Below are 19,477 nucleotides of genomic sequence, written 5' to 3'. Positions count from 1 at the left end.
ATCGAATGACCCACGGCCTTTCCGAATGACTCGAATCGTTACCCGCGCCTGCTCTCCTGTCGACGCCGAAGTCCTCACCCGCCACGGCCTGCATCCGGTGCTCGCGCGTCTGTATGCGGCACGCGGCGTGTGCCTGCCCGATGAAATCGAAACCGGCCTCGCGCGGCTCGTGCCGCCCGCCGCGCTGAAGGGCTGCGAAGACGCCGCCGTGCTGCTCGCCGATGCGATCCAGCACCAGCGCCGCATGCTGGTGGTCGCCGACTACGACTGCGACGGCGCCACCGCCTGCGCGGTCGCGGTGCGCGGCCTGCGCATGTTCGGCGGCCAGATCGACTACCTGGTGCCGAACCGCTTCGAGTACGGCTACGGGCTGACGCCTGAAATCGTCGCGCTGGCCGCGCGCAGCGCGTCGGGCAAGCCGGATCTGCTGATCACGGTCGACAACGGCATCGCCAGCGTCGACGGCGTGGCGGCGGCCAACGCACTCGGCATCGACGTGCTGGTCACCGACCACCATTTGCCGGGCGACGAGCTGCCCGCCGCGCGCGCGATCGTCAATCCGAATCAGCCGGGCTGCACGTTCCCGAGCAAGTGCATCGCGGGGGTCGGCGTGATGTTTTACGTGCTGCTCGCGTTGCGCGCGGAGTTGCGCCGCCGCAGCGCGTTCGGCGACGCGTTGCCCGAACCGCGTCTCGACGGCCTGCTCGATCTGGTCGCGCTCGGCACGGTCGCCGACGTGGTCAAGCTCGACGGCAATAATCGCGTGCTGGTCGCGCAAGGCTTGCAGCGCATCCGCAAAGGCCGGCTGCAGCCGGGCATCGCCGCCCTCTTTCGCGCCGCCGCGCGCAACGCCCGCAGCGCCTCGGGCTTCGACCTCGGCTTCGCGCTCGGGCCCCGCCTGAACGCGGCGGGACGACTGTCGGACATGTCGCTCGGGATCGAATGCCTGACCACCGACGACGTCGGCCGCGCGTGGGATCTCGCGCAGCAGCTCGACACGATGAACCGCGAGCGCCGCGAGATCGAAGCCGGCATGCAGCAACAGGCGCTCGACGACCTGTCGGCGATCGACCCCGCAGGCGCGACCACCATCACGCTGTTCAATCCGGGCTGGCATCAAGGCGTGATTGGCATTGTCGCCGGGCGGCTGAAGGAGAAATTCCACCGGCCCTCGTTCACCTTCGCGCTCGCCGACGACAGCGGCCAAACCGTCAAAGGCTCGGGCCGCTCGATTGCCGGCTTCCATCTGCGCGACGCGCTCGACCTGATCTCGAAGCGTGAGCCGAACCTGATCGTCAAGTTCGGCGGCCACGCGATGGCCGCGGGCCTGACGCTCGCCGCCGCCGACGTGGCGCGCTTCACCGCCGCGTTCGAAGCGGTCGGCCGCGAGTGGCTGTCCGAGGACGCGCTGTCGCGCACGGTGGAAACCGACGGCGAACTCGAGGACGCGTACTTCACGCCGCAATTCGTCGAGATGCTCGATGCCGCCGTGTGGGGCCAAGGCTTTCCGGCTCCGGTGTTTTCGGGCGAATTCGACATCGCGTCGCAGGCGCTGGTGAAGGACAAGCATCTGAAGCTGCAGCTCGTGCGCGGCCGCCAGCGCTTCAACGCGATCTGGTTCAATCACACCGACACGCTGCCCGCGCGCACCACCGTCGCTTACCGGCTGGCGAGCGACACGTGGAATGGCGTGTCGCGGGTGCAGTTGATCGTCGAACACGCGGCGAGCTGAAGTGTTGAGCGGATGTGGCACGCCGAGGTGCAAAGCTGAAGCGGTGTGCGGCAGCGGCGAGCCGATGTGGTAACCGGCAGCGGCGAGCCGTGCTGACGCACCGAAGCAATGACCCGTAGCGGCCAGCCGGAATGGCAACCCAGACGGCAATCAAAGCCGCGAACTGAAGCACCGGCCCAGCGCCCGCAATTCGTCGAAAATCTCCACAAAATCAACCCCCAACACGCGCCGGATCGCTGAAGAGCCTCCGGCGCGGCGCGCCGATCGGCTATAATTTCCCCTTTTTACGAAGCTATAAAAGATCGACATGGAAGCGGAACGTCTCAACGCGATCGAAGCCTCTCTGGCGGACCTGCGCACGCGCGCGGACTCGCTACGGGGGTATCTTTGACTACGACGACAAAGCACTGCGTCTAATCGAAGTCAACCGGGAACTCGAAGACCCGGACGTCTGGAACGACTCGAAGCACGCCCAGGCCCTCGGCCGGGAAAAGAAGCTGCTCGACGACACCGTCGGCAAGCTCACGTCGCTCGATAACGATCTGCGCGACGCGCAGGACCTGTTCGACATGGCCCGCGACGAAGACGACGAGGAAACCCTGCTCGCCTGCGAATCCGACGCGCAAGGCATTGAACAACGCGTCGCCGACATGGAATTCCGCCGGATGTTCGCGAACCCGGCCGATCCGAACAACGCGTTCCTGGACATCCAGGCCGGCGCCGGCGGCACCGAGGCGTGCGACTGGGCGTCGATGCTGCTGCGCCAGTATCTGCGCTACTGCGAACGCAAGGGCTTCAAGACCGAAGTGCTGGAGCAGACCGACGGCGACGTCGCGGGCATCAAGAACGCGACGATCAAGATCGAAGGCGAATACGCGTACGGCTTCCTGCGCACCGAAACCGGCGTGCACCGCCTCGTGCGCAAATCGCCGTTCGACTCGTCGGGCGGCCGTCATACGTCGTTCTCGTCGGTGTTCGTGTACCCGGAAATCGACGACTCGATCGAAGTGGACATCAACCCGGCCGATCTGCGCATCGACACGTACCGCGCGTCCGGCGCGGGCGGTCAGCACATCAACAAGACCGACTCCGCGGTGCGTATCACGCACATGCCGTCGGGCATCGTCGTGCAGTGCCAGAACGACCGCTCGCAGCACCGCAACCGCGCCGAAGCGATGGCCATGTTGAAGTCGCGCCTGTACGAAGCGGAAATCCGCAAGCGCCAGGAAGAGCAGGACAAGCTCGAAGCCGGCAAGACCGATGTGGGCTGGGGTCATCAGATCCGCTCGTACGTGCTGGACAACAGCCGTATCAAGGATCTGCGCACCAACGTCGAAATCAGCAACACCAAGAGCGTGCTCGACGGCGACCTCGATCCGTTCATCAGCGCAAGCCTGAAGCAGGGCGTGTAGGCACGATTCGAGCGCAACCCGAGCGCAACCGGCGCGGCACACCAGGCCGCGCCGCATCTTTTTACCGCCTGAGGTTTTTACACTGACTGGCCTCCCGTATCCGGAGCACTCCGATGCGGGCCACCGAATACCAAATCATCATGACCGAATCGACCCAGCCTAATGCGGCCCAGCCAAATGTCGTGCCCGAGGTGGACGACAACAAGATCATCGCCGAGCGCCGCGAAAAGCTGCGCGAGTTGCGTGAGCAAGGCGTCGCCTACCCGAACGATTTCCGTCCCACGCACCACGCCGAAGATCTGCAGGCGCAGTACGAGCATGCCGACAAGGAAGCACTCGACGCGAATCCGCTCGAAGTCGCCCTCGCCGGCCGCATGATGCTCAAGCGTGTGATGGGCAAGGCGAGCTTCGCGACCGTGCGCGACGGTTCGGGTCAGATCCAGTTCTTCATCACGCCGGCCGATGTCGGCCAGCAAACGTACGACGCGTTCAAGAAGTGGGACATGGGCGACATCGTCGCGGCGCGCGGCGTGCTGTTCCGCACCAACAAGGGCGAGCTGTCGGTGCGTTGCACCGAACTGCGTCTGCTGTCGAAGTCGCTGCGTCCGCTGCCGGACAAGTTCCATGGTCTGTCGGACCAGGAAATGAAGTATCGCCAGCGCTACGTCGATCTGATCGTCACGCCGGAAACGCGCAAGACTTTCGTCGCGCGCACCAAGGCCATTTCGTCGATCCGCAAGTTCATGGCCGACGCCGACTTCATGGAAGTCGAAACGCCGATGCTGCACCCGATTCCGGGTGGCGCGGCGGCCAAGCCGTTCACCACGCATCACAACGCGCTCGACATGCAGATGTTCCTGCGTATCGCGCCGGAGCTGTATCTGAAGCGGCTGGTGGTCGGCGGCTTCGAGCGTGTGTTCGAGATCAACCGTAACTTCCGCAATGAGGGCGTGTCCGTGCGTCACAATCCGGAATTCACGATGATCGAGTTCTACGCGGCGTACACCGACTACAAGTGGCTGATGGATTTCACCGAGCAGCTGATCCGCCAGGCCGCGATCGACGCATTGGGCACCGCCACGATCACCTATCAGGGCCGCGGGCTGGATCTGGCCAAGCCGTTCCATCGGCTGACGATCACCCAGGCGATCCAGAAGTACGCGCCGCAATACACGCACGAACAACTGGCCGACAGCACGTTTCTGCGCACCGAGCTGCAGAAGTTCGGCGTCGATGCATCGCAGCCGAAGTTCCACAATGCGGGCGTGGGTTCGCTGCAACTGGCGCTGTTCGAAGAGACCGCCGAGTCGCAATTGTGGGAGCCGACCTACATCATCGACTACCCGATCGAAGTGTCGCCGCTCGCGCGCGCGTCGGACAAGGTCGCCGGCATCACCGAGCGTTTCGAGCTGTTCATCACCGGCCGTGAAATCGCCAACGGCTTCTCGGAACTGAACGATCCGGAAGACCAGGCCGCCCGCTTCAAGAAGCAGGTCGACCAGAAAGAAGCCGGCGACGAGGAAGCGATGTTCTACGACGCGGACTACATTCGCGCGCTCGAATATGGCATGCCGCCGGCTGGCGGTTGCGGCATCGGCATCGACCGCCTGGTGATGATGCTCACCGACAGCCCGAGTATCCGCGACGTGATTCTGTTCCCGCATCTGCGCCGCGAAGACTGATCGTTACGCGGTTTGCATGAATGAAAACGCCCGGCATCTCTGAAGCCGGGCGTTTTTCTTGCGGAGTGTGCAAGACGCATTTGCGTCGGCTGACGGTTTGTAACCATCGGTAAAAGCTGCATAAAAGCGGCGAGGCTCCTGCGTGAAGCAACCGTTTTGAACATCGCGCAGAGCAAGGCGCCCCGCCCGCCTTGGCGCGGCAGGGCCGCGACGCGTGCCGGCGACCGGTTACAAATTGAAACGCCGCCAGGATCGAATTGCCGGACACTCAGTCTCAATAAAGTCGACTCTGCCAGAAAGAGACGGAGGCCAACATGGACAATCCAGCTAACGATCCCCAGCCCACGCAGCAACGTCGTCTTCATCCGCTCGTCGCGACGGCGGCCGGTGCAATCATCATCGCGAGTCTCGTCGCCACCGCGGCCATCACAGGCCTGTTCCCGAAGGCGTCGAGCAACGGCGCGCAGACCGATCAGACTCAGGCCGCGCAAGTGACGACGCAACCGGGCGTGGTCGATTCGGCCGCGCCGGTCGTCAGTGGCTCGGTGCAACAGCAGCCAGTCACGCAACAGCAGGCGCAACAACAGGCGCAACCCCAGGCGCCGCAGCAGGCTCGGCAACCCGCGCCGCCCGCGCCCGCTCCCACCCCGGCGCAGCGGCCACAGTATGCGCAGCAGCAACAGGCGCAAGCCGCGCCGCAATATGCCCAACAGCCGCCGTCACAACCGGCCTATTGCTCGTCTTGCGGTACGGTCGTCGCGATTTCGGCGGTGCATCAGGAAGGTCATGGCACCGGGATCGGCGCGGTCGGCGGTGCGGTGGCCGGGGGCGTGGTCGGCAATCAGTTCGGCGCCGGCAACGGCCGTACCGCGATGACGCTTCTCGGCGCGCTCGGCGGCGGCCTCGCCGGCAACTCGGTCGAAAAGCACATCCGCAGCACGACGTCGTATTCGGTGCGGGTGCGGATGGAAAACGGCAAGACGCGCTACTTCACGTACCACGAAGCGCCGCCGTTCCAGCAAGGCCAGCACGTGCGGGTCGAAAACGGCACGCTGGTCGCAAGCTAGGCCTGGGCAGAGGCAAACGCCAAGGCCAACGCAGCCCGGCTTTTCCGCGGGCGTTAAAAAAGGCGATTCCGATGGAATCGCCTTTTTCTATGCCGCGACGCAGCCGAAGCGGAACAGTTCACGCACCGGCAACCGACAATCCCGCGACGCGCTCAGTAATCCGCGTCTTCAATCCATGCAGCCTGAATCGCCTCGAGGATCTTTTCGTTCGAGCGGTTAGGATCGTCGTCGAATCCTTCCAGCTCGGTGACCCAGCGGTGCAAGTCGGTGAAGCGCACCTGCTGCGGATCGATGCCCTGGTGCTTGTCAGTCAGGGCCATCGCGATGTCTTGCGTATCGGTCCACTTCATGGCTGCATCCTCCTGTTAGTGGTTTTCCTTCGCGTGATTGATCGAGTAACGCGGAATTTCGACGACCAGATCCTGCTCAGCCGGCACCCTCGCCTGGCACGACAGACGCGAGGCCGGCTCGAGCCCCCAAGCCTTGTCCAACAGATCGTCCTCGTCGTCCTCGGATGGCGTCAAGGCGGCGAAACCCTCACGCACGATCACGTGACAGGTCGTGCACGCGCAGGACTTCTCGCACGCATGCTCGATTTCGATACCGTGCTCGAGCAGGTTGTCGCAGATGCTCTTGCCGGGCACGGCGTCGATCACCGCGCCTTCCGGGCACAGTTCGACGTGGGGCAGCACAACGATTTGAGGCATACATTTTCCGTTTGGGTCTGAGGCACGGCGGCCGCCTGCAGGCTCCGCACCATTTTACTGGCGCCACGCGGACTTTTTAAGTCCGCGTGGCGCGCTTGGATTCCGGGCGGGCTCGACGGCCCGCGACGCTCAGATCTCGTCGAGCTTGCGGCCGGCGAGCGCGCGGCGAATGCCCTTGTTCATGCGGCGGGCGGCGAATTCGTCGGTGCCTTCGGCGAGCGTTCTGGTCGCGGCTTCGATCACGTCGGCGTCGTCGCTTTGCGCGACGTTGCGCAATGCGTCGAGCAACGCGTCGAGCGCCGCGCGCTCGCTGTCGTCGAGCAATTCGGCATCGGCGGCGAGCGCCGCGTCGGTCGCTTCAACGAGACGCCGCGCTTCGACCTGCGCCTCGCGCAGCGCACGGGCGCGCATGTCGACTTCGGCGGTCGAGAAACTGTCTTCGAGCATCCGCGCGATGTCGTCGTCGGCGAGACCGTACGACGGCTTGACCACCACCGACGCTTCCACGCCCGAGCCCTGTTCACGCGCGAACACGGACAGCAGGCCGTCCGCGTCCACCTGATAGGTCACGCGAATCCGCGCCGCGCCGGCCGCCATCGGCGGAATGCCGCGCAGCTCGAAACGCGCGAGCGAGCGGCAATCACTAACCAGTTCGCGCTCGCCTTGCACCACGTGAATCGCCATCGCCGTCTGGCCGTCCTTGAAGGTCGTGAAATCCTGCGCGCGCGCGACCGGAATCGTCGAGTTGCGCGGGATGATCTTCTCGGTGAGCCCACCCATCGTCTCGACGCCGAGCGACAGCGGAATCACGTCGAGCAGCAGCCAGTCGTCGCCGTCCGCGCCACGGTTGCCCGCGAGCAGATCGGCCTGGATCGCCGCGCCGAGCGCGACGACCTGATCCGGGTCGAGGTTGATCAGCGGCGGCTGGCCGAAGAACGACTCGACCGCGCGGCGGATCACCGGCATGCGCGTCGCGCCGCCGACCAGCACCACGCCCTTGATCTCTTTGGTCGTGACCTTGGCGTCGCGCAGCGCTTTTTTCGTGGGCCCAAGCGTGCGCTGGACCAGCGTCTGAGTGATCGCCTCGAAAGTGGCCTCAGTGATCGTCAGATCGAGCCTGGTGCCGTTCGAGAGCGTCGCCGCGAGGGTAGCCTCAGCCGCGCCCGACAACGCCTCCTTGGTCACGCGTACGCTGTCGAGCAGCAGGCGAACGTCTTCCGGTGCGAGCGTGTGCGGCGCGATGCCCGCCTGTTCCAGTACATGGCGATACAGCGCGTGGTCGAAATCGTCGCCGCCGAGCGCGGAATCGCCGCCGGCCGCGAGCACTTCGAACACGCCCTTGGTGAGCTTCAGCATCGACAGGTCGAAGGTGCCGCCGCCGAGGTCGTACACCGCGTACAGTCCCTCGGAACCGTTGTCGAGACCGTAGGCGATCGCGGCCGCGGTCGGCTCGTTCAGCAGGCGCAGCACGTTCAGGCCGGCCAGCCGCGCGGCGTCCTTGGTCGCCTGGCGCTGCGCTTCGTCGAAGTAAGCGGGCACCGTGATGACCGCGCCGACCAGCTCGTCGCCGAGCGTGTCTTCGGCGCGCTGGCGCAGCGTCGCGAGAATTTCGGCCGACACCTCGACCGGGCTCTTCACGCCGTCGACGGTGCGGATCTGCACCATGCCGGGGGCCTCGACGAAATCGTATGGCGCGTTTTCGGCGCCCTCCACTTCCGCCTTGCCGCGACCCATGAAACGCTTGACCGAGACGATCGTGTTGCGCGGATCGCTCGCCGCTTCGGCCTTGGCCGTGCGGCCGATGCGGCGGCCGCCCTTTTCCAGGTAGCGCACCACCGACGGCAGCAGCGCGTGGCCGTCCGCGTCGGGCAGCACGTCCGGCACGCCGCTGCGCACCGCGGCGACGAGGGAGTTGGTGGTGCCGAGATCGATACCGACCGCCAGACGCCGCTGGTGAGGCGCCGGCGCCATGCCGGGTTCGGAGATTTGCAGTAAGGCCATCTGGATCTTCTCGGGGCCGCTTTGCCCCGTCCTGAAATTTTCGCGTTGCTGGATGTAATGCTACGGCTGCTGTCTGCCGTCTGCTACGTTTGCGCAGGTGCGGACCACACACCGCGCGACCCCACTAGTTCTCGAGCCGCTCGATCTGCGCGCCGATTTCCGACGCCACCCGCTCGATGAACATCAACTGCCGCACCGCCTCGCCCGCCGCCTGATTCGCGCCGCTGTCGAGCGATGCGCCGAGCTTGTCGAAACGCGTGCGCTCTTCGTCGCGCAGTTCGTCGAGCAGGGCGTCGAGCGCGTCGACGTTCTTCGCCGCGGCCGCGTCTTCGATGCTTTCGCGCCATTCCATCTGCTGCATCAGGAACGCCGGCTCCATCGCCGTGTTGTTCTGCGCGCCGACGTCGATGCCGCGCAGCGACAGCAGATAGGTGGCGCGCTTCAACGGATCGCGCAGCGTCCGATACGCCTCGTTGGTGCGCGTCGCCCACTGCATCGCGATGCGCTTTTGCGCGTCGCCGGCCGCCGCGAAGCGGTCCGGATGCACTTGCGCCTGCACGGTGCGGTAGGCGTGATCGAGCGTCTCCGCGTCGAGCGCGAATTGCGCCGGCAGATCGAACAGGTCGAAGTGGCTGTCGTTCAGCGAGACCATCGGATAGAAGGAGTCCGTTCAGGAAAGCGCACCGGAGTGCAGTCTAAAAATGCGGCTCGAAAGCGCGGTGCAGCTTGAAGAGCCGATAGAGCGGCGAATGCGCGGATCAAACGATCAAACTAAAAAGGCGGCCCGCGCCGCCTTTGATCCGCCACACGCGGAAATCGTCGAATTTACACGCGGAACGACTCGCCGCAACCGCATTCGTCCTTCACGTTCGGGTTGTTGAACTTGAAGCCTTCGTTCAACCCTTCGCGTGCGAAGTCGAGTTCGGTGCCGTCGATATAGGCGAGGCTCTTCGGGTCCACAATGATCTTCACGCCGTTGCATTCGAACACTTCGTCTTCGGGCGCGAGTTCATCCACGTATTCGAGCTTGTAGGCCAAGCCGGAGCAACCGGTGGTACGCACGCCGACGCGCAGTCCGACGCCTTTACCGCGACGGGTCAGATACTTCTGAACGTGCTGTGCTGCCTTTTCGGTCAACGTAATTGCCATAGCGTTTCTCATTGCGCAGTGCGTCTGCGGCGCATGGATGTCGATCATCCATGTGGCCGCTTACGCGCTGCTACCCTGCCTGCATCAAATATCGCTCATGCTGGACGGCGCGTTGAACCTGCACCGTCCGCTTCCCTTCACTCACCCGCCGCTCAGGCGTGCTGCTGGTCGCCTTCGACGACCGCTTCACCGTGGCGTTGCTTGTAGTCGGCGACCGCTGCCTTGATCGCGTCTTCCGCGAGGATCGAGCAGTGGATCTTCACCGGCGGCAACGCCAGTTCTTCGGCGATCTGCGTGTTCTTGATCGACATTGCCTGGTCGAGCGTCTTGCCCTTCACCCATTCGGTGACGAGCGAGCTCGACGCGATTGCCGAACCGCAGCCATACGTCTTGAACTTCGCGTCTTCGATGATGCCGTCCGCGCCCACGCGAATCTGCAGCTTCATCACGTCGCCGCAGGCCGGCGCGCCGACCATGCCGGTGCCGACCGCATCGTCGTCCTTCGCGAAGGAACCGACGTTGCGCGGGTTTTCGTAGTGGTCCAGAACCTTGTCGCTATAAGCCATGATTACACTCCTTGATCCGTTTCAACCTGCAATTTGCAATTCGATGAATTCGACGTCGTCCATCCGGCGCGTCAGTGCGCTGCCCACTGGATGGTCGAAATATCGATCCCGTCCTGGTGCATTTCCCACAGCGGCGACAACTCGCGCAGCTTCGAAATCTTGCTCGTCAGCAGGTTGATCACGTAGTCGACGTCCTGCTCGGTCGTGAAGCGGCCCACCGTGAAGCGGATCGAGCTGTGCGCCAGCTCGTCGTTACGGCCCAGTGCGCGCAGCACGTACGACGGTTCCAGCGAAGCCGACGTGCAAGCCGAGCCCGACGACACCGCTACGTCCTTTACCGCCATGATCAGCGATTCGCCTTCGACGAAATTGAAGCTGATGTTCAGGTTGTGCGGCACACGCTGTTCCATGTCACCGTTCACATACACTTCTTCGATATCCGACAGGCCGTTCAGCAGACGGTCGCGCAGCATGCGGATGCGTTCGTTTTCCGTCGCCATTTCTTCGTGTGCGATACGGAACGCCTCGCCCATGCCGACGATCTGGTGCGTGGCCAGCGTGCCCGAGCGCATGCCGCGCTCGTGACCGCCGCCGTGCATCTGCGCTTCGATACGGATACGCGGCTTGCGACGCACGTACAACGCGCCGATGCCCTTCGGGCCGTAGGTCTTGTGCGCCGAGAATGACATCAGGTCGACCTTCAGCTTTTGCAGGTCGATCTCGACCTTGCCGGTGGCTTGCGCCGCGTCGACGTGGAAAATGATGCCCTTTTCACGGGTGATCTCGCCGATCGCCTCGATGTCCTGGATCACGCCGATCTCGTTGTTCACCGACATCACCGACACCAGAATCGTGTCCGGGCGCAGCGCGGCCTTGAACGTGTCGAGATCGATCAGGCCGTCGTCCTTGACGTCCAGATAGGTGACGTCGAAACCTTCGCGCTCGAGTTCGCGGCAGGTGTCGAGCACGGCCTTGTGCTCGGTCTTCACCGTGACGATGTGCTTGCCCTTGCTCTTGTAGAAGTGCGCGGCGCCCTTGAGCGCGAGGTTGTCCGACTCCGTTGCACCCGAGGTCCAGATGATTTCGCGCGGGTCCGCATTCACCAGTGCGGCGACGTTCTCACGCGCTTCTTCGACCGCGCGCTCCGCGGCCCAGCCATAGGAGTGGCTGCGCGATGCGGGGTTGCCGAACTGCTCGCGCAGATACGGAATCATCTTGTCCACCACGCGCGGATCGATCGGCGTCGTAGCGCTGTAGTCCATGTAAATGGGCAGATGGAGAGAGTCGTTGTTCATCAATTGCTCCGGGGACGTCATATGCTCTGGCTTGTGGGTTCTTGATCAGGCTGCGGTGAGTGCTCGATACCGCGCCTCAGGAACCGGCCATGTTGAAAACGGAATTGGGCCCTTTCGGCGCGACGCGCACAGGTTCGACCGCCGGCGCTTCGTTGCGCCTGTCGCGCAGCACCGCCGGCGCGCCTTCGCGCGAACGCTGCTGATCGACCAGATCCTTCAGGGAGACCGAATCGAGGTACTCGACCATTTTCTGGTTCAGCGTCGACCATAGTTCATGCGTCATGCAGTGACCGTCGTGCTGTTTGGTGCCCTCGCACGAGCCTTTGCCGCCGCACTGGGTGGCGTCGAGCGGCTCGTCGACCGCGATGATGATGTCGGCCACCGTGACGTCTTCGGCACGGCGGGCCAGATTGTAGCCGCCGCCCGGTCCGCGCACGGACTCGACGATTTCGTGACGACGCAGCTTGCCAAACAGCTGCTCGAGGTACGACAGGGAGATATGTTGGCGCTGGCTGATACCCGCAAGCGTCACCGGGCCCTGCTCCTGGCGCAGCGCCAGGTCAATCATCGCCGTGACGGCGAAACGGCCTTTTGTGGTGAGTCTCATATGGTGTGGGAACCGCAATTCTCGACAAGTTCGGTCAAGTATAAATACATGAGCAAATTAGTCAAGTATCCCTATCGCCATTTGGGTCATTTACTTAATTACCGGATACGCCTGGTCGCGTTGCCGCTGGAACTATGCGAGCAATTGGGGACGCAATGCGGCGATCAGACCGCGGCAGGCTGCTTCGCACTGATCCAGCACCTGCTCGAAACCTTCCGCGCCGCCGAAGTACGGATCAGCGACTTCGCGGGTGCCGCCCCAACGGCTGTCCGCTTCCGGTACAAATTCCATCAGCAGCCGGATCTTGTCGCGCTGCCCGGGCGGGCAGATCTGGCGAAGCGCGGCAACGTTCTTGTCGTCCATCGCGATCAGCAGGTCGAAGCGCTCGAAGTCAGCCGCGGCGATCTGGCGGCCGCGCAAAGCGGCCAGTTTATAACCGCGCTGCCCGGCCGCATGCTGCGCGCGCTCGTCGGGCGGCGCGCCGATGTGCCAGTCGCCCGTGCCGGCGGAATCGATCAGAATGCGCTCAGCGAGCCTCGCCTCATCGACCAGATGACGCATCACGCCTTCCGCGGTCGGCGAACGGCAGATGTTCCCGAGGCACACGAAGCAGACGGATACGGTTTTCATCAGAAGTTTCGGGCGCTTCAGCGCGCAACGCGTGGGGAACTGACGGCTAGCAAACGGTGCCGCGATTATACAAAGCTGGGCGGAATCTCGCCGGAGGTCGTTGCTGCGTGCTAAGCATGACTACCGGCCCCGTGGGGTGTTCGATGCGTGGCCATCGCGCCCCGGCAGTGCGGCGTCTCTCAGCCCTGCGCTTAAGATGCGTCGGCGTGCGGCATTGCCGTAGCCGCGCGCATGGGCTTAGCCGGCAGCGCGGAAGCGGCGTCGACCATACCATACGAGACGGCGCGCGCGAGTTCGGCGGTCAGCTGACCGGCATCGAGCGGGGTCTGCGAGGCGCGTGAAGCGGCATTGCCGCAAATCTGCAGATAAGCAACCACTACGAGCAGCACAACAATGGCAAGGGGCCAGTACACCGATATTGTCTTTTTCATGATGTCGTTTTTCCGATTAGGGGCAGATGAGCTTGTAACCCACTATGCCCAGTGCAAATGCTATAGGAATTCACAATCAGGAAAAACCACCGGTACGAGATACAGCGTTGCTCCAAATGGAACAGTCAATGATGTTTATGTCGCGCGGCACTCCACGCCTGGCACGAAAAAGAAATCCTTACAAACATATACAAAAGCTTGCGTGACGGATGGCGATAATAGCGGTCTTACAAAAGTAATCCTCTCGCACTGGTCCACCAACATGAAACGTCTTGCACCACTCGCCGGCGTCATCGTCGCCGCCCTGCTTGGCGGCTGCGCGGTCTATCCGGACGGCACGCCGATGTACAGCAACGGTTATGGCGGTGCTTACAGCGGCTATGACGGTTATGACGGCTACGCCACCGGCGTGCCGGTCGTGCCGCAAACCAATGTGTACATGGGGTATGGCAATTACTCGGGTCCGGGCTACTACGGGGGACCGGGACGCTATTACGGGCCAGGCCCTGGCTATCGGGGCTACCCCGACCGGGACCGGCCGAATAACGGCAACCATGGGGACCATGACAACCACGGCGACAATGGCGGCCGGCATGGCCAGCCGAACGGCGGGCCGCCGCCTCAGGGCGCGGCCGGCGGGCCGCGCGGACCCAGCGGATCGAATGCGCCGCGGCCCGGCGCGGGAGGCCCGCCGCCGTCATCGCCGCAGCAGCAGGCGGGCAATGGCGGCGGGCGCGGCAATGGTAACGGTGGCGAGCACATGAGAAGCGCTCCCGCCCGTCAACCTGGGCAGATGACTGAGCATTAAGCCGTGCGCTAATCGGCTAGCCGCCTGTTTCGCGCGCGCACTTCTTCACTTGGGCACCAGACCACCGCGCCCGCCAATTGCCTGAGCCGCTCCGCCCTCGAGGCGGCTCGGAAGCCTTGTCCACGCTACTGCGCAATGCCGGCTTGCCGGCTCGCCTGGCAAGCCGGCCGCCTGGCACAACATGCGTTCGATGCCGCCTGCTCAGCCGATATGGCTGCGCTGTGCGGCATACAACTCCCTGAACGTGCGGCCGACCGGGGCCGGCATATCGCGCGTATTGGTCCAGCCTGCTCCGCCCAACGGCAATTTGGCGATCGAACGCTTTCGGCCGCCCATCCGCTCCAGCACGCGCACGGCCAGCTTGGTAAAAAGCGCATAGGCGTCCGGATGCAGCGCCAGAAAACCCCATACGGCCAACCCGACGCGCTCCTTCCAGGGCCGCAGACGCCGTTCCACCTGTTTCTCGCGCAGCTTGCGCAACAGATCGGATAGCGGAATTCCCACCGGGCAAACGCTGTTGCACTCGCCGCACAAGGTCGCGGCCTGCGGCAAATCCAATGCCTTGTCGATCCCAACGTAGCTCGGCGTCAACACCGAACCCATCGGCCCCGGATACACCCACCCGTACGCGTGGCCGCCCACCTTCTGATAAACCGGGCAATGATTCATGCACGCGCCGCAGCGGATGCACCTGAGCATCTCCTGAAAATGGCCGCCGATCAGCCCCGTGCGCCCGCCGTCGACCAGCACCACATACATATGCTCGGGACCGTCCTGATCGCCTTCGCCGCGCGGCCCGGTCAGCACGGAAAAATAGTTCGACGTGCTTTGCCCGGTCGCCGAGCGCGGCAGCAGACGCATCGCCGTCGCGAGGTCTTCCAGCGTCGGCAGCACCTTCTCGATGCCGGTCACGGCAACATGCACGCGCGGCATCACCGTGCACATGCCTTCGTTGCCCTCGTTCGTGACAAGGACCACCGAGCCGGTTTCCGCGACCACGAAATTGCCGCCGGTCACGCCCATGTCCGCGTTCATGAAGTGCGGACGCAGCATTTCGCGCGCCTCGCGCGTCATGTCGGCAATCTCGGTCAGACGCGGCCGGCCATGCGTCCTGGCGAACAGCTCGGCAATCTCGTCCTTATCTTTATGGACGACCGGCGCGATGATGTGACTCGGCGGCTCGTTGTCGTTGATCTGCAGAATGTATTCGCCCAGATCGGTTTCGATCGATTGCACGCCCATCTGCCCGAGCACTTCGTTCAGGCGCATTTCCTCGGTGACCATCGACTTGGTCTTGATCACCTTCTTCACGTCGTGCCGCCGCGCGATGTCGGCGACCAGCCGCGCGGCCTCCTGGGTCGTCTCGGCGAACAGCACCGTCACGCCGCGCCGGGTCGCTTCGCGCTCGAAGCTTTCCAGCCACACGTCGAGATTCTCCAGCGCGCGATTGCGGCGCTCCTTGAGCGCGGCGCGGGTCGCGGGGAAATCGATCGCGGTCATCGCGGTGGCGCGGGCCGACACGAACTTGGTGGACAGCTTGGTCAGGTTCTGCTGCAAACGCTGGTCGGCGAGTTTCTGACCAGCGCGCGCCTTGAACTGCATCGATTGGATTTGCATGGCGGCCTTATGCGGAATCGAATCGCAACGCGCGGCACAGAACGCGCGCAACGACATGCGTGAAATGAATGGCGCGAGGTGGCGCGCGGCAAACGGGCAAACGGCGGACGAACGGCGTGCCGGCAAGACGTGCCGACCCAACGTGCCGGCGCCTTTACACGTCGCCGGCCAGCACCTGCGCGATGTGCAGCACCCGCGTCGTCGAATCTCCGGTACGCCGCAGACGGCCTTCGATATTGAGCATGCAGCCGAGGTCGCCGAGCACCACCGTGCCGGCGCCGCTTGCACAGATATTCGCGCACTTCTCGTCGACGATCGCCGTCGAGATATCGCCGTACTTCAGCGCGAACGTGCCGCCGAAACCGCAACAATGCTCGCAATCCTTCATCTCCGTCACCGCCACGCCCACTTGCGCCAGCAACGTGCGCGGCTGGGTCTTCACGCCGAGTTCGCGCAGCCCCGAGCAGGAGTCGTGGTACGTCACCCGACCCGCGAATTCGCCCGGCTGCAATTGCACCTTGGCCACGTTGACGAGGAAATCGGTCAGCTCGAAGACCTTCGCCCGCAGCCGGCCGAAGCGGTTCATCAGTTCGGGATCGTCGGCGAACAGGTCGCCGTAGTGCGTGCGGATCATGCCGCCGCACGACCCCGACGGCACCACCACGTAATCGAACTGTTCGAACTCGCGCAGGGTTTTCTCGGCCAGATCGCGCGCGATGCGTCGTTCCCCCGAGTTGTATGCGGGCTGCCCGCAACAGGTTTGCGCGGGTGGTACCACCACCTCGAAACCGGCGCCTTCGATCAGCTTGATGACCGAAAAACCGATCTCGGGACGCATCAGGTCGATCAGGCAGGTGACGAACAATCCGACTCGCATGAGCCCTCCTTCGGGAAAACGTCCCTGATTATCCGCTGTTTGGCGCACAATACCAACGGCCGGAAGGCATAGGACGAACGCTTCGTTAAATTGGAGCAGCGCTTCGAACCGCGTTCGCTTTTTTCACCATACGAGATACAATCAATTTCCGCTGTTGACGCGTCAACCGATTCCTCCCATGAGCGATACGAACCCGGATCCCAAAACTTCGATCCAGGTGATCGAACGCATGATGCGCCTGCTCGATGCACTCGCGGCGCATAGCGACCCGGTCAGCCTGAAAGAACTCGCCATCCGCACGGAGCTGCACCCGTCCACCGCGCACCGCATCCTGAACGACATGGTGATGTGCCGGCTGGTCGACCGCTCGGATCCCGGCACTTATCGTCTCGGCATGCGCCTGCTCGAACTGGGCAATCTGGTGAAGGCGCGCCTGTCGGTGCGCGACGCGGCGCTTACGCCGATGCGCGAACTGCACCGTCAGACCGGCCAGACAGTGAACCTGTCGGTGCGTCAGGGCGACGAGATCGTCTATATCGAACGCGCTTATTCCGAACGCTCCGGCATGCAGGTGGTGCGAGCCATCGGCGGGCGGGCCCCGCTGCATCTGACTTCGGTGGGCAAGCTGTTCCTCGCCGCCGACGAATCGACCCGGGTGCGAGCCTACGCCACGCGCACCGGTTTGTCAGGGCACACGCAGAACAGCATCACTGACCTGACCAAGCTGGAGCGCGAACTGTCGCACGTGCGCCAGCAAGCTTGCGCGCGCGATAACGAGGAACTGGAACTCGGCGTGCGCTGCATCGCTGCCGGCATCTACGACGACACCGGCAAGCTGGTCGCCGGCCTGTCGCTGTCGGCGCCGGCGGATCGCTTGCAGGATTCCTGGCTCGGGCAGCTCAGTCAGACGGCGCTGATGATTTCCGAATCGCTCGGGTATCGGCCGCAAGCGCCGCACGACCATTCGCGCAATCATCACGCATAAGACGGCGGCCGCTTCTTCTGCGGCGCGATGAAAAAAAAGCCTCGCAACTGCGAGGCTTTTTTATGTCAATGGCAGCCGGTCTGGAAAACCGACCGCCGAAACAAAACACTTCAGGTACCCGGACCGCCGGCATCCGCGCTGGTAATACGCGGCTGATCACCGCCGTTATCCAGCCAAGTGCGCAGGCGCGTGGCATCCGCGAAACGCGAGTACTTACCCGACGAATCGAGCAGCACCAAGATCATCGGACGGCCATGGATGGTCGCCTGCATCACGAGGCACTCGCCCGCTTCGTTGATAAAGCCGGTCTTTTGCAGACCGATGTCCCACGTCGGATTACGCACCAGCGCATTGGTGCTGTTGTACGCCAACGAGCGCTTGCCGGTGTACACCTCGTAGCTGTGATCGGTCGAGAACTTGCGGATCACCGGATACTGATACGCCGCGTTGACCATCTTCACGAGGTCGCGCGCGCTCGACACGTTCTGGCTCGTCAAACCCGTCGGGTTTTCGAAATGCGTGTCGGTCATGCCAAGTTGCCTGGCCTTCGCGTTCATCGCGGCGAGGAACGCCGGACGGCCGCCCGGGAAATACCGCGACAGCGACGCGGCGGCACGATTTTCCGAGGCCATCAGCGCGATGTGCAGCATGTCTTCACGCGAGAGCACCGAGCCCACCGACAGGCGCGAGCCGGTGTTCTTCTCGTAATCGCGGTCTTCGTCGGTGACTTCGATCTGGTCGGTCATCGGCTCTTTCGAATCGAGCACCACCATCGCCGTCATCAGCTTGGTGATCGACGCGATCGGCACCACGGCGCGCGAGTTCTTGTCGAACAGCGACTCGCCGGAGTTCTGGTCGATCACGTAGGCCACGCTCGAGCGCAGCATCAACGCGTCCGGCGTTTCGTGCAGGCCAAAAGCCTGGCCGACGGTCGGTTGACGCGGCTCATACGCGACGCGGCGCATCACCGAGTGGTGACGGCCGTTCGCCGTGAAGCTCACGCGCTTGCGCTTGACGCTACCGCGCGGCGCATCGTCGTCCGCAGCGGCCTCGGTCTTCGCGGCCGCGCCTTTGACGGCTTTCGCCGGCTTGCTCGACACCTTGGCGGTGGCGGCAGCCTCGCCCGGCTTCTTCGCGGTTTTTGCGTGTTTGGAGGTTTTTGCAGTTGCGGCAGGCGTGGCGGCAAAAGTGCTGACAGGCGTGGCGAACGCCGCTGCGACGACCAGAGAGACGGCCACCGACAGAGCGGTGCTGCGGGCCGCGCCGTGGATCACTTTTAGCGACGAAAACATGTTGGTTTTCATGGGTGTTCGGTAGGAGCGGCGAGAGTTTTCCGCAAGTGTAGTAAAACAACGAAAAATTAGCAATTTGAAGCACTTATAAGCGCTCCTTAAACCGGCTTGTAAGCTCCGATCGCAAAAACACAAATAAGTGCCGCGCGTCGATCGAAAAAAACGATCGTCAGCGCGCTGCGCCTCGCTATTGCCGCCATCCGCCCGGAACCGAGGGCGATTCTTGCAGCATAACGGCAATTTCGAGACAACCTTGATTCGGGGAAATACGGTTGGAGCACCGGAAGGTGCAGCGCCGCCAGTGCAACAGGACATCGTCGGCGCCTCGCGGCCAGGCTGTTAAACACCTGCTGGAAACCGCCAACGCGCGTTCGACCGGCTCAGAGCATTAACGTTCCTTGACAGTTTCCGGTTTACATCGAATCGGCAATTGCTCATTTTTTTGAGATGCGGGACATTACCATTGTGCGCTCCGCACCGCGATGCCATCGGTAAAAATACCCCACCAAATCAGCGCTCGGTGCCACTTTATACCGCACCAGCACGGTGCAACAGTTAAATTGCCCACAGTCACATGAATGTAATGCCTACTGCATAAGGTATTGTTTTATCAGCATTT

19 protein-coding genes are annotated in these 19,477 nt (G+C 63.5%); 6 read left to right on the top strand and 13 right to left on the bottom strand.

Annotated features, from left to right (window positions below):
- Positions 1-25 precede the first annotated feature (25 nt).
- From recJ to HV744_RS10060, 4 genes are all read left to right on the top strand, one after another.
- Complete coding sequence (gene recJ / locus HV744_RS10075) at positions 26-1,732, top strand: single-stranded-DNA-specific exonuclease RecJ (RefSeq protein ID WP_175149362.1); 1,707 nt, start codon at positions 26-28, stop codon at positions 1,730-1,732.
- Between the two features lie 307 nt (positions 1,733-2,039).
- Positions 2,040-3,144, top strand: a protein-coding gene (gene prfB, locus HV744_RS10070; protein ID WP_175149361.1) for a peptide chain release factor 2 whose coding sequence is annotated in 2 segments (ribosomal slippage) — positions 2,040-2,120 and positions 2,122-3,144 — 1,104 coding nt in all. Because the reading frame shifts where the segments join, the coding sequence is not laid out codon by codon here.
- A 140-nt stretch (positions 3,145-3,284) separates the two neighbouring features.
- The gene (lysS, locus tag HV744_RS10065) at positions 3,285-4,826 is read left to right on the top strand and encodes a lysine--tRNA ligase (RefSeq protein ID WP_175149402.1); all 1,542 of its coding nucleotides are present in this window, start codon (positions 3,285-3,287) and stop codon (positions 4,824-4,826) included.
- A gap of 314 nt (positions 4,827-5,140) precedes the next feature.
- Positions 5,141-5,893, top strand: a complete 753-nt coding sequence (locus HV744_RS10060) for a glycine zipper 2TM domain-containing protein (protein WP_175149360.1) — start codon at positions 5,141-5,143, stop codon at positions 5,891-5,893.
- 152 nt (positions 5,894-6,045) lie between these two features.
- On the opposite strand, the gene iscX is transcribed toward HV744_RS10060, so the two are convergent.
- From iscX to HV744_RS10010, 10 genes are all read right to left on the bottom strand, one after another.
- Entirely contained in the window at positions 6,046-6,243 is a 198-nt protein-coding gene (gene iscX, locus HV744_RS10055; protein WP_028199498.1) for a Fe-S cluster assembly protein IscX, read from the bottom strand.
- A gap of 15 nt (positions 6,244-6,258) precedes the next feature.
- On the bottom strand, positions 6,259-6,600 hold the full coding sequence (gene fdx, locus HV744_RS10050; protein ID WP_175149359.1) for an ISC system 2Fe-2S type ferredoxin: 342 nt from the start codon (positions 6,598-6,600) through the stop codon (positions 6,259-6,261).
- Positions 6,601-6,729: 129 nt separating this feature from the next.
- On the bottom strand, positions 6,730-8,601 hold the full coding sequence (gene hscA, locus HV744_RS10045; protein WP_175149358.1) for a Fe-S protein assembly chaperone HscA: 1,872 nt from the start codon (positions 8,599-8,601) through the stop codon (positions 6,730-6,732).
- A 124-nt stretch (positions 8,602-8,725) separates the two neighbouring features.
- Entirely contained in the window at positions 8,726-9,253 is a 528-nt protein-coding gene (hscB, locus tag HV744_RS10040; RefSeq protein WP_175149357.1) for a Fe-S protein assembly co-chaperone HscB, read from the bottom strand.
- 173 nt (positions 9,254-9,426) lie between these two features.
- Positions 9,427-9,750, bottom strand: coding sequence for an iron-sulfur cluster assembly protein IscA (gene iscA, locus HV744_RS10035; RefSeq protein ID WP_027799651.1), 324 nt, complete (start codon positions 9,748-9,750; stop codon positions 9,427-9,429).
- Positions 9,751-9,902: 152 nt separating this feature from the next.
- Positions 9,903-10,316 (bottom strand): Fe-S cluster assembly scaffold IscU, encoded by a 414-nt coding sequence (gene iscU, locus HV744_RS10030; protein ID WP_175149356.1) that lies wholly within the window; start codon positions 10,314-10,316, stop codon positions 9,903-9,905.
- Positions 10,317-10,387: 71 nt separating this feature from the next.
- Positions 10,388-11,611 carry an IscS subfamily cysteine desulfurase gene (locus HV744_RS10025; RefSeq protein ID WP_175149355.1) on the bottom strand — a complete coding sequence of 408 codons (1,224 nt, stop codon included), beginning with the start codon at positions 11,609-11,611 and terminating at the stop codon, positions 10,388-10,390.
- A gap of 76 nt (positions 11,612-11,687) precedes the next feature.
- Positions 11,688-12,218, bottom strand: a complete 531-nt coding sequence (gene iscR / locus HV744_RS10020; RefSeq protein WP_094783140.1) for a Fe-S cluster assembly transcriptional regulator IscR — start codon at positions 12,216-12,218, stop codon at positions 11,688-11,690.
- Positions 12,219-12,350: 132 nt separating this feature from the next.
- Positions 12,351-12,848: a low molecular weight protein-tyrosine-phosphatase gene (locus tag HV744_RS10015; RefSeq protein ID WP_175149354.1), complete on the bottom strand. Its 498-nt coding sequence runs from the start codon at positions 12,846-12,848 to the stop codon at positions 12,351-12,353.
- A gap of 191 nt (positions 12,849-13,039) precedes the next feature.
- Positions 13,040-13,279 carry a hypothetical protein gene (locus HV744_RS10010; protein WP_175149353.1) on the bottom strand — a complete coding sequence of 80 codons (240 nt, stop codon included), beginning with the start codon at positions 13,277-13,279 and terminating at the stop codon, positions 13,040-13,042.
- A gap of 262 nt (positions 13,280-13,541) precedes the next feature.
- On the opposite strand from HV744_RS10010, the gene HV744_RS10005 reads away from it, so the two are divergent.
- Positions 13,542-14,087, top strand: a complete 546-nt coding sequence (locus tag HV744_RS10005; RefSeq protein ID WP_175149352.1) for a hypothetical protein — start codon at positions 13,542-13,544, stop codon at positions 14,085-14,087.
- Positions 14,088-14,288: 201 nt separating this feature from the next.
- On the opposite strand, the gene HV744_RS10000 is transcribed toward HV744_RS10005, so the two are convergent.
- Positions 14,289-15,704 (bottom strand): lactate utilization protein B, encoded by a 1,416-nt coding sequence (locus HV744_RS10000; RefSeq protein WP_175149351.1) that lies wholly within the window; start codon positions 15,702-15,704, stop codon positions 14,289-14,291.
- Between the two features lie 154 nt (positions 15,705-15,858).
- A complete protein-coding gene (locus HV744_RS09995) occupies positions 15,859-16,581 on the bottom strand; it encodes a (Fe-S)-binding protein (RefSeq protein WP_175149350.1) in 723 nt (240 codons plus the stop codon).
- Positions 16,582-16,759: 178 nt separating this feature from the next.
- On the opposite strand from HV744_RS09995, the gene HV744_RS09990 reads away from it, so the two are divergent.
- A complete protein-coding gene (locus tag HV744_RS09990) occupies positions 16,760-17,566 on the top strand; it encodes an IclR family transcriptional regulator (protein ID WP_175149349.1) in 807 nt (268 codons plus the stop codon).
- A 110-nt stretch (positions 17,567-17,676) separates the two neighbouring features.
- Here the strand turns inward: HV744_RS09990 and pbpG are convergent, their stop codons facing one another.
- Complete coding sequence (gene pbpG / locus HV744_RS09985; RefSeq protein WP_175149348.1) at positions 17,677-18,870, bottom strand: D-alanyl-D-alanine endopeptidase; 1,194 nt, start codon at positions 18,868-18,870, stop codon at positions 17,677-17,679.
- Between the last annotated feature and the right edge of the window lie 607 nt (positions 18,871-19,477).

The sequence above is a fragment of the Paraburkholderia ultramafica genome, assembly GCF_902859915.1.
GTDB classification, from domain to species: domain Bacteria; phylum Pseudomonadota; class Gammaproteobacteria; order Burkholderiales; family Burkholderiaceae; genus Paraburkholderia; species Paraburkholderia ultramafica.
Note: the sequence above shows the minus strand (reverse complement) of the source record. Positions and strands in the feature narration are given on the sequence as shown.

Bases quoted from the DNA above. Each gene is read 5' to 3' on its own strand.
- HV744_RS10025 (WP_175149355.1), bottom strand. From the start codon at position 11,611: ATGAACAACGACTCTCTCCATCTGCCCATTTACATGGACTACAGCGCT.
- iscR (WP_094783140.1), bottom strand. From the start codon at position 12,218: ATGAGACTCACCACAAAAGGCCGTTTCGCCGTCACGGCGATGATTGAC.
- HV744_RS10005 (WP_175149352.1), top strand. From the start codon at position 13,542: ATGAAACGTCTTGCACCACTCGCCGGCGTCATCGTCGCCGCCCTGCTT.
- hscA (WP_175149358.1), bottom strand. From the start codon at position 8,601: ATGGCCTTACTGCAAATCTCCGAACCCGGCATGGCGCCGGCGCCTCAC.
- hscB (WP_175149357.1), bottom strand. From the start codon at position 9,253: ATGGTCTCGCTGAACGACAGCCACTTCGACCTGTTCGATCTGCCGGCG.
- HV744_RS10015 (WP_175149354.1), bottom strand. From the start codon at position 12,848: ATGAAAACCGTATCCGTCTGCTTCGTGTGCCTCGGGAACATCTGCCGT.
- HV744_RS10010 (WP_175149353.1), bottom strand. From the start codon at position 13,279: ATGAAAAAGACAATATCGGTGTACTGGCCCCTTGCCATTGTTGTGCTG.
- iscA (WP_027799651.1), bottom strand. From the start codon at position 9,750: ATGGCAATTACGTTGACCGAAAAGGCAGCACAGCACGTTCAGAAGTAT.
- lysS (WP_175149402.1), top strand. From the start codon at position 3,285: ATGACCGAATCGACCCAGCCTAATGCGGCCCAGCCAAATGTCGTGCCC.
- iscX (WP_028199498.1), bottom strand. From the start codon at position 6,243: ATGAAGTGGACCGATACGCAAGACATCGCGATGGCCCTGACTGACAAG.
- HV744_RS09995 (WP_175149350.1), bottom strand. From the start codon at position 16,581: ATGCGAGTCGGATTGTTCGTCACCTGCCTGATCGACCTGATGCGTCCC.
- HV744_RS10060 (WP_175149360.1), top strand. From the start codon at position 5,141: ATGGACAATCCAGCTAACGATCCCCAGCCCACGCAGCAACGTCGTCTT.
- HV744_RS09990 (WP_175149349.1), top strand. From the start codon at position 16,760: ATGAGCGATACGAACCCGGATCCCAAAACTTCGATCCAGGTGATCGAA.
- iscU (WP_175149356.1), bottom strand. From the start codon at position 10,316: ATGGCTTATAGCGACAAGGTTCTGGACCACTACGAAAACCCGCGCAAC.
- recJ (WP_175149362.1), top strand. From the start codon at position 26: ATGACTCGAATCGTTACCCGCGCCTGCTCTCCTGTCGACGCCGAAGTC.
- fdx (WP_175149359.1), bottom strand. From the start codon at position 6,600: ATGCCTCAAATCGTTGTGCTGCCCCACGTCGAACTGTGCCCGGAAGGC.
- pbpG (WP_175149348.1), bottom strand. From the start codon at position 18,870: ATGAAAACCAACATGTTTTCGTCGCTAAAAGTGATCCACGGCGCGGCC.
- HV744_RS10000 (WP_175149351.1), bottom strand. From the start codon at position 15,704: ATGCAAATCCAATCGATGCAGTTCAAGGCGCGCGCTGGTCAGAAACTC.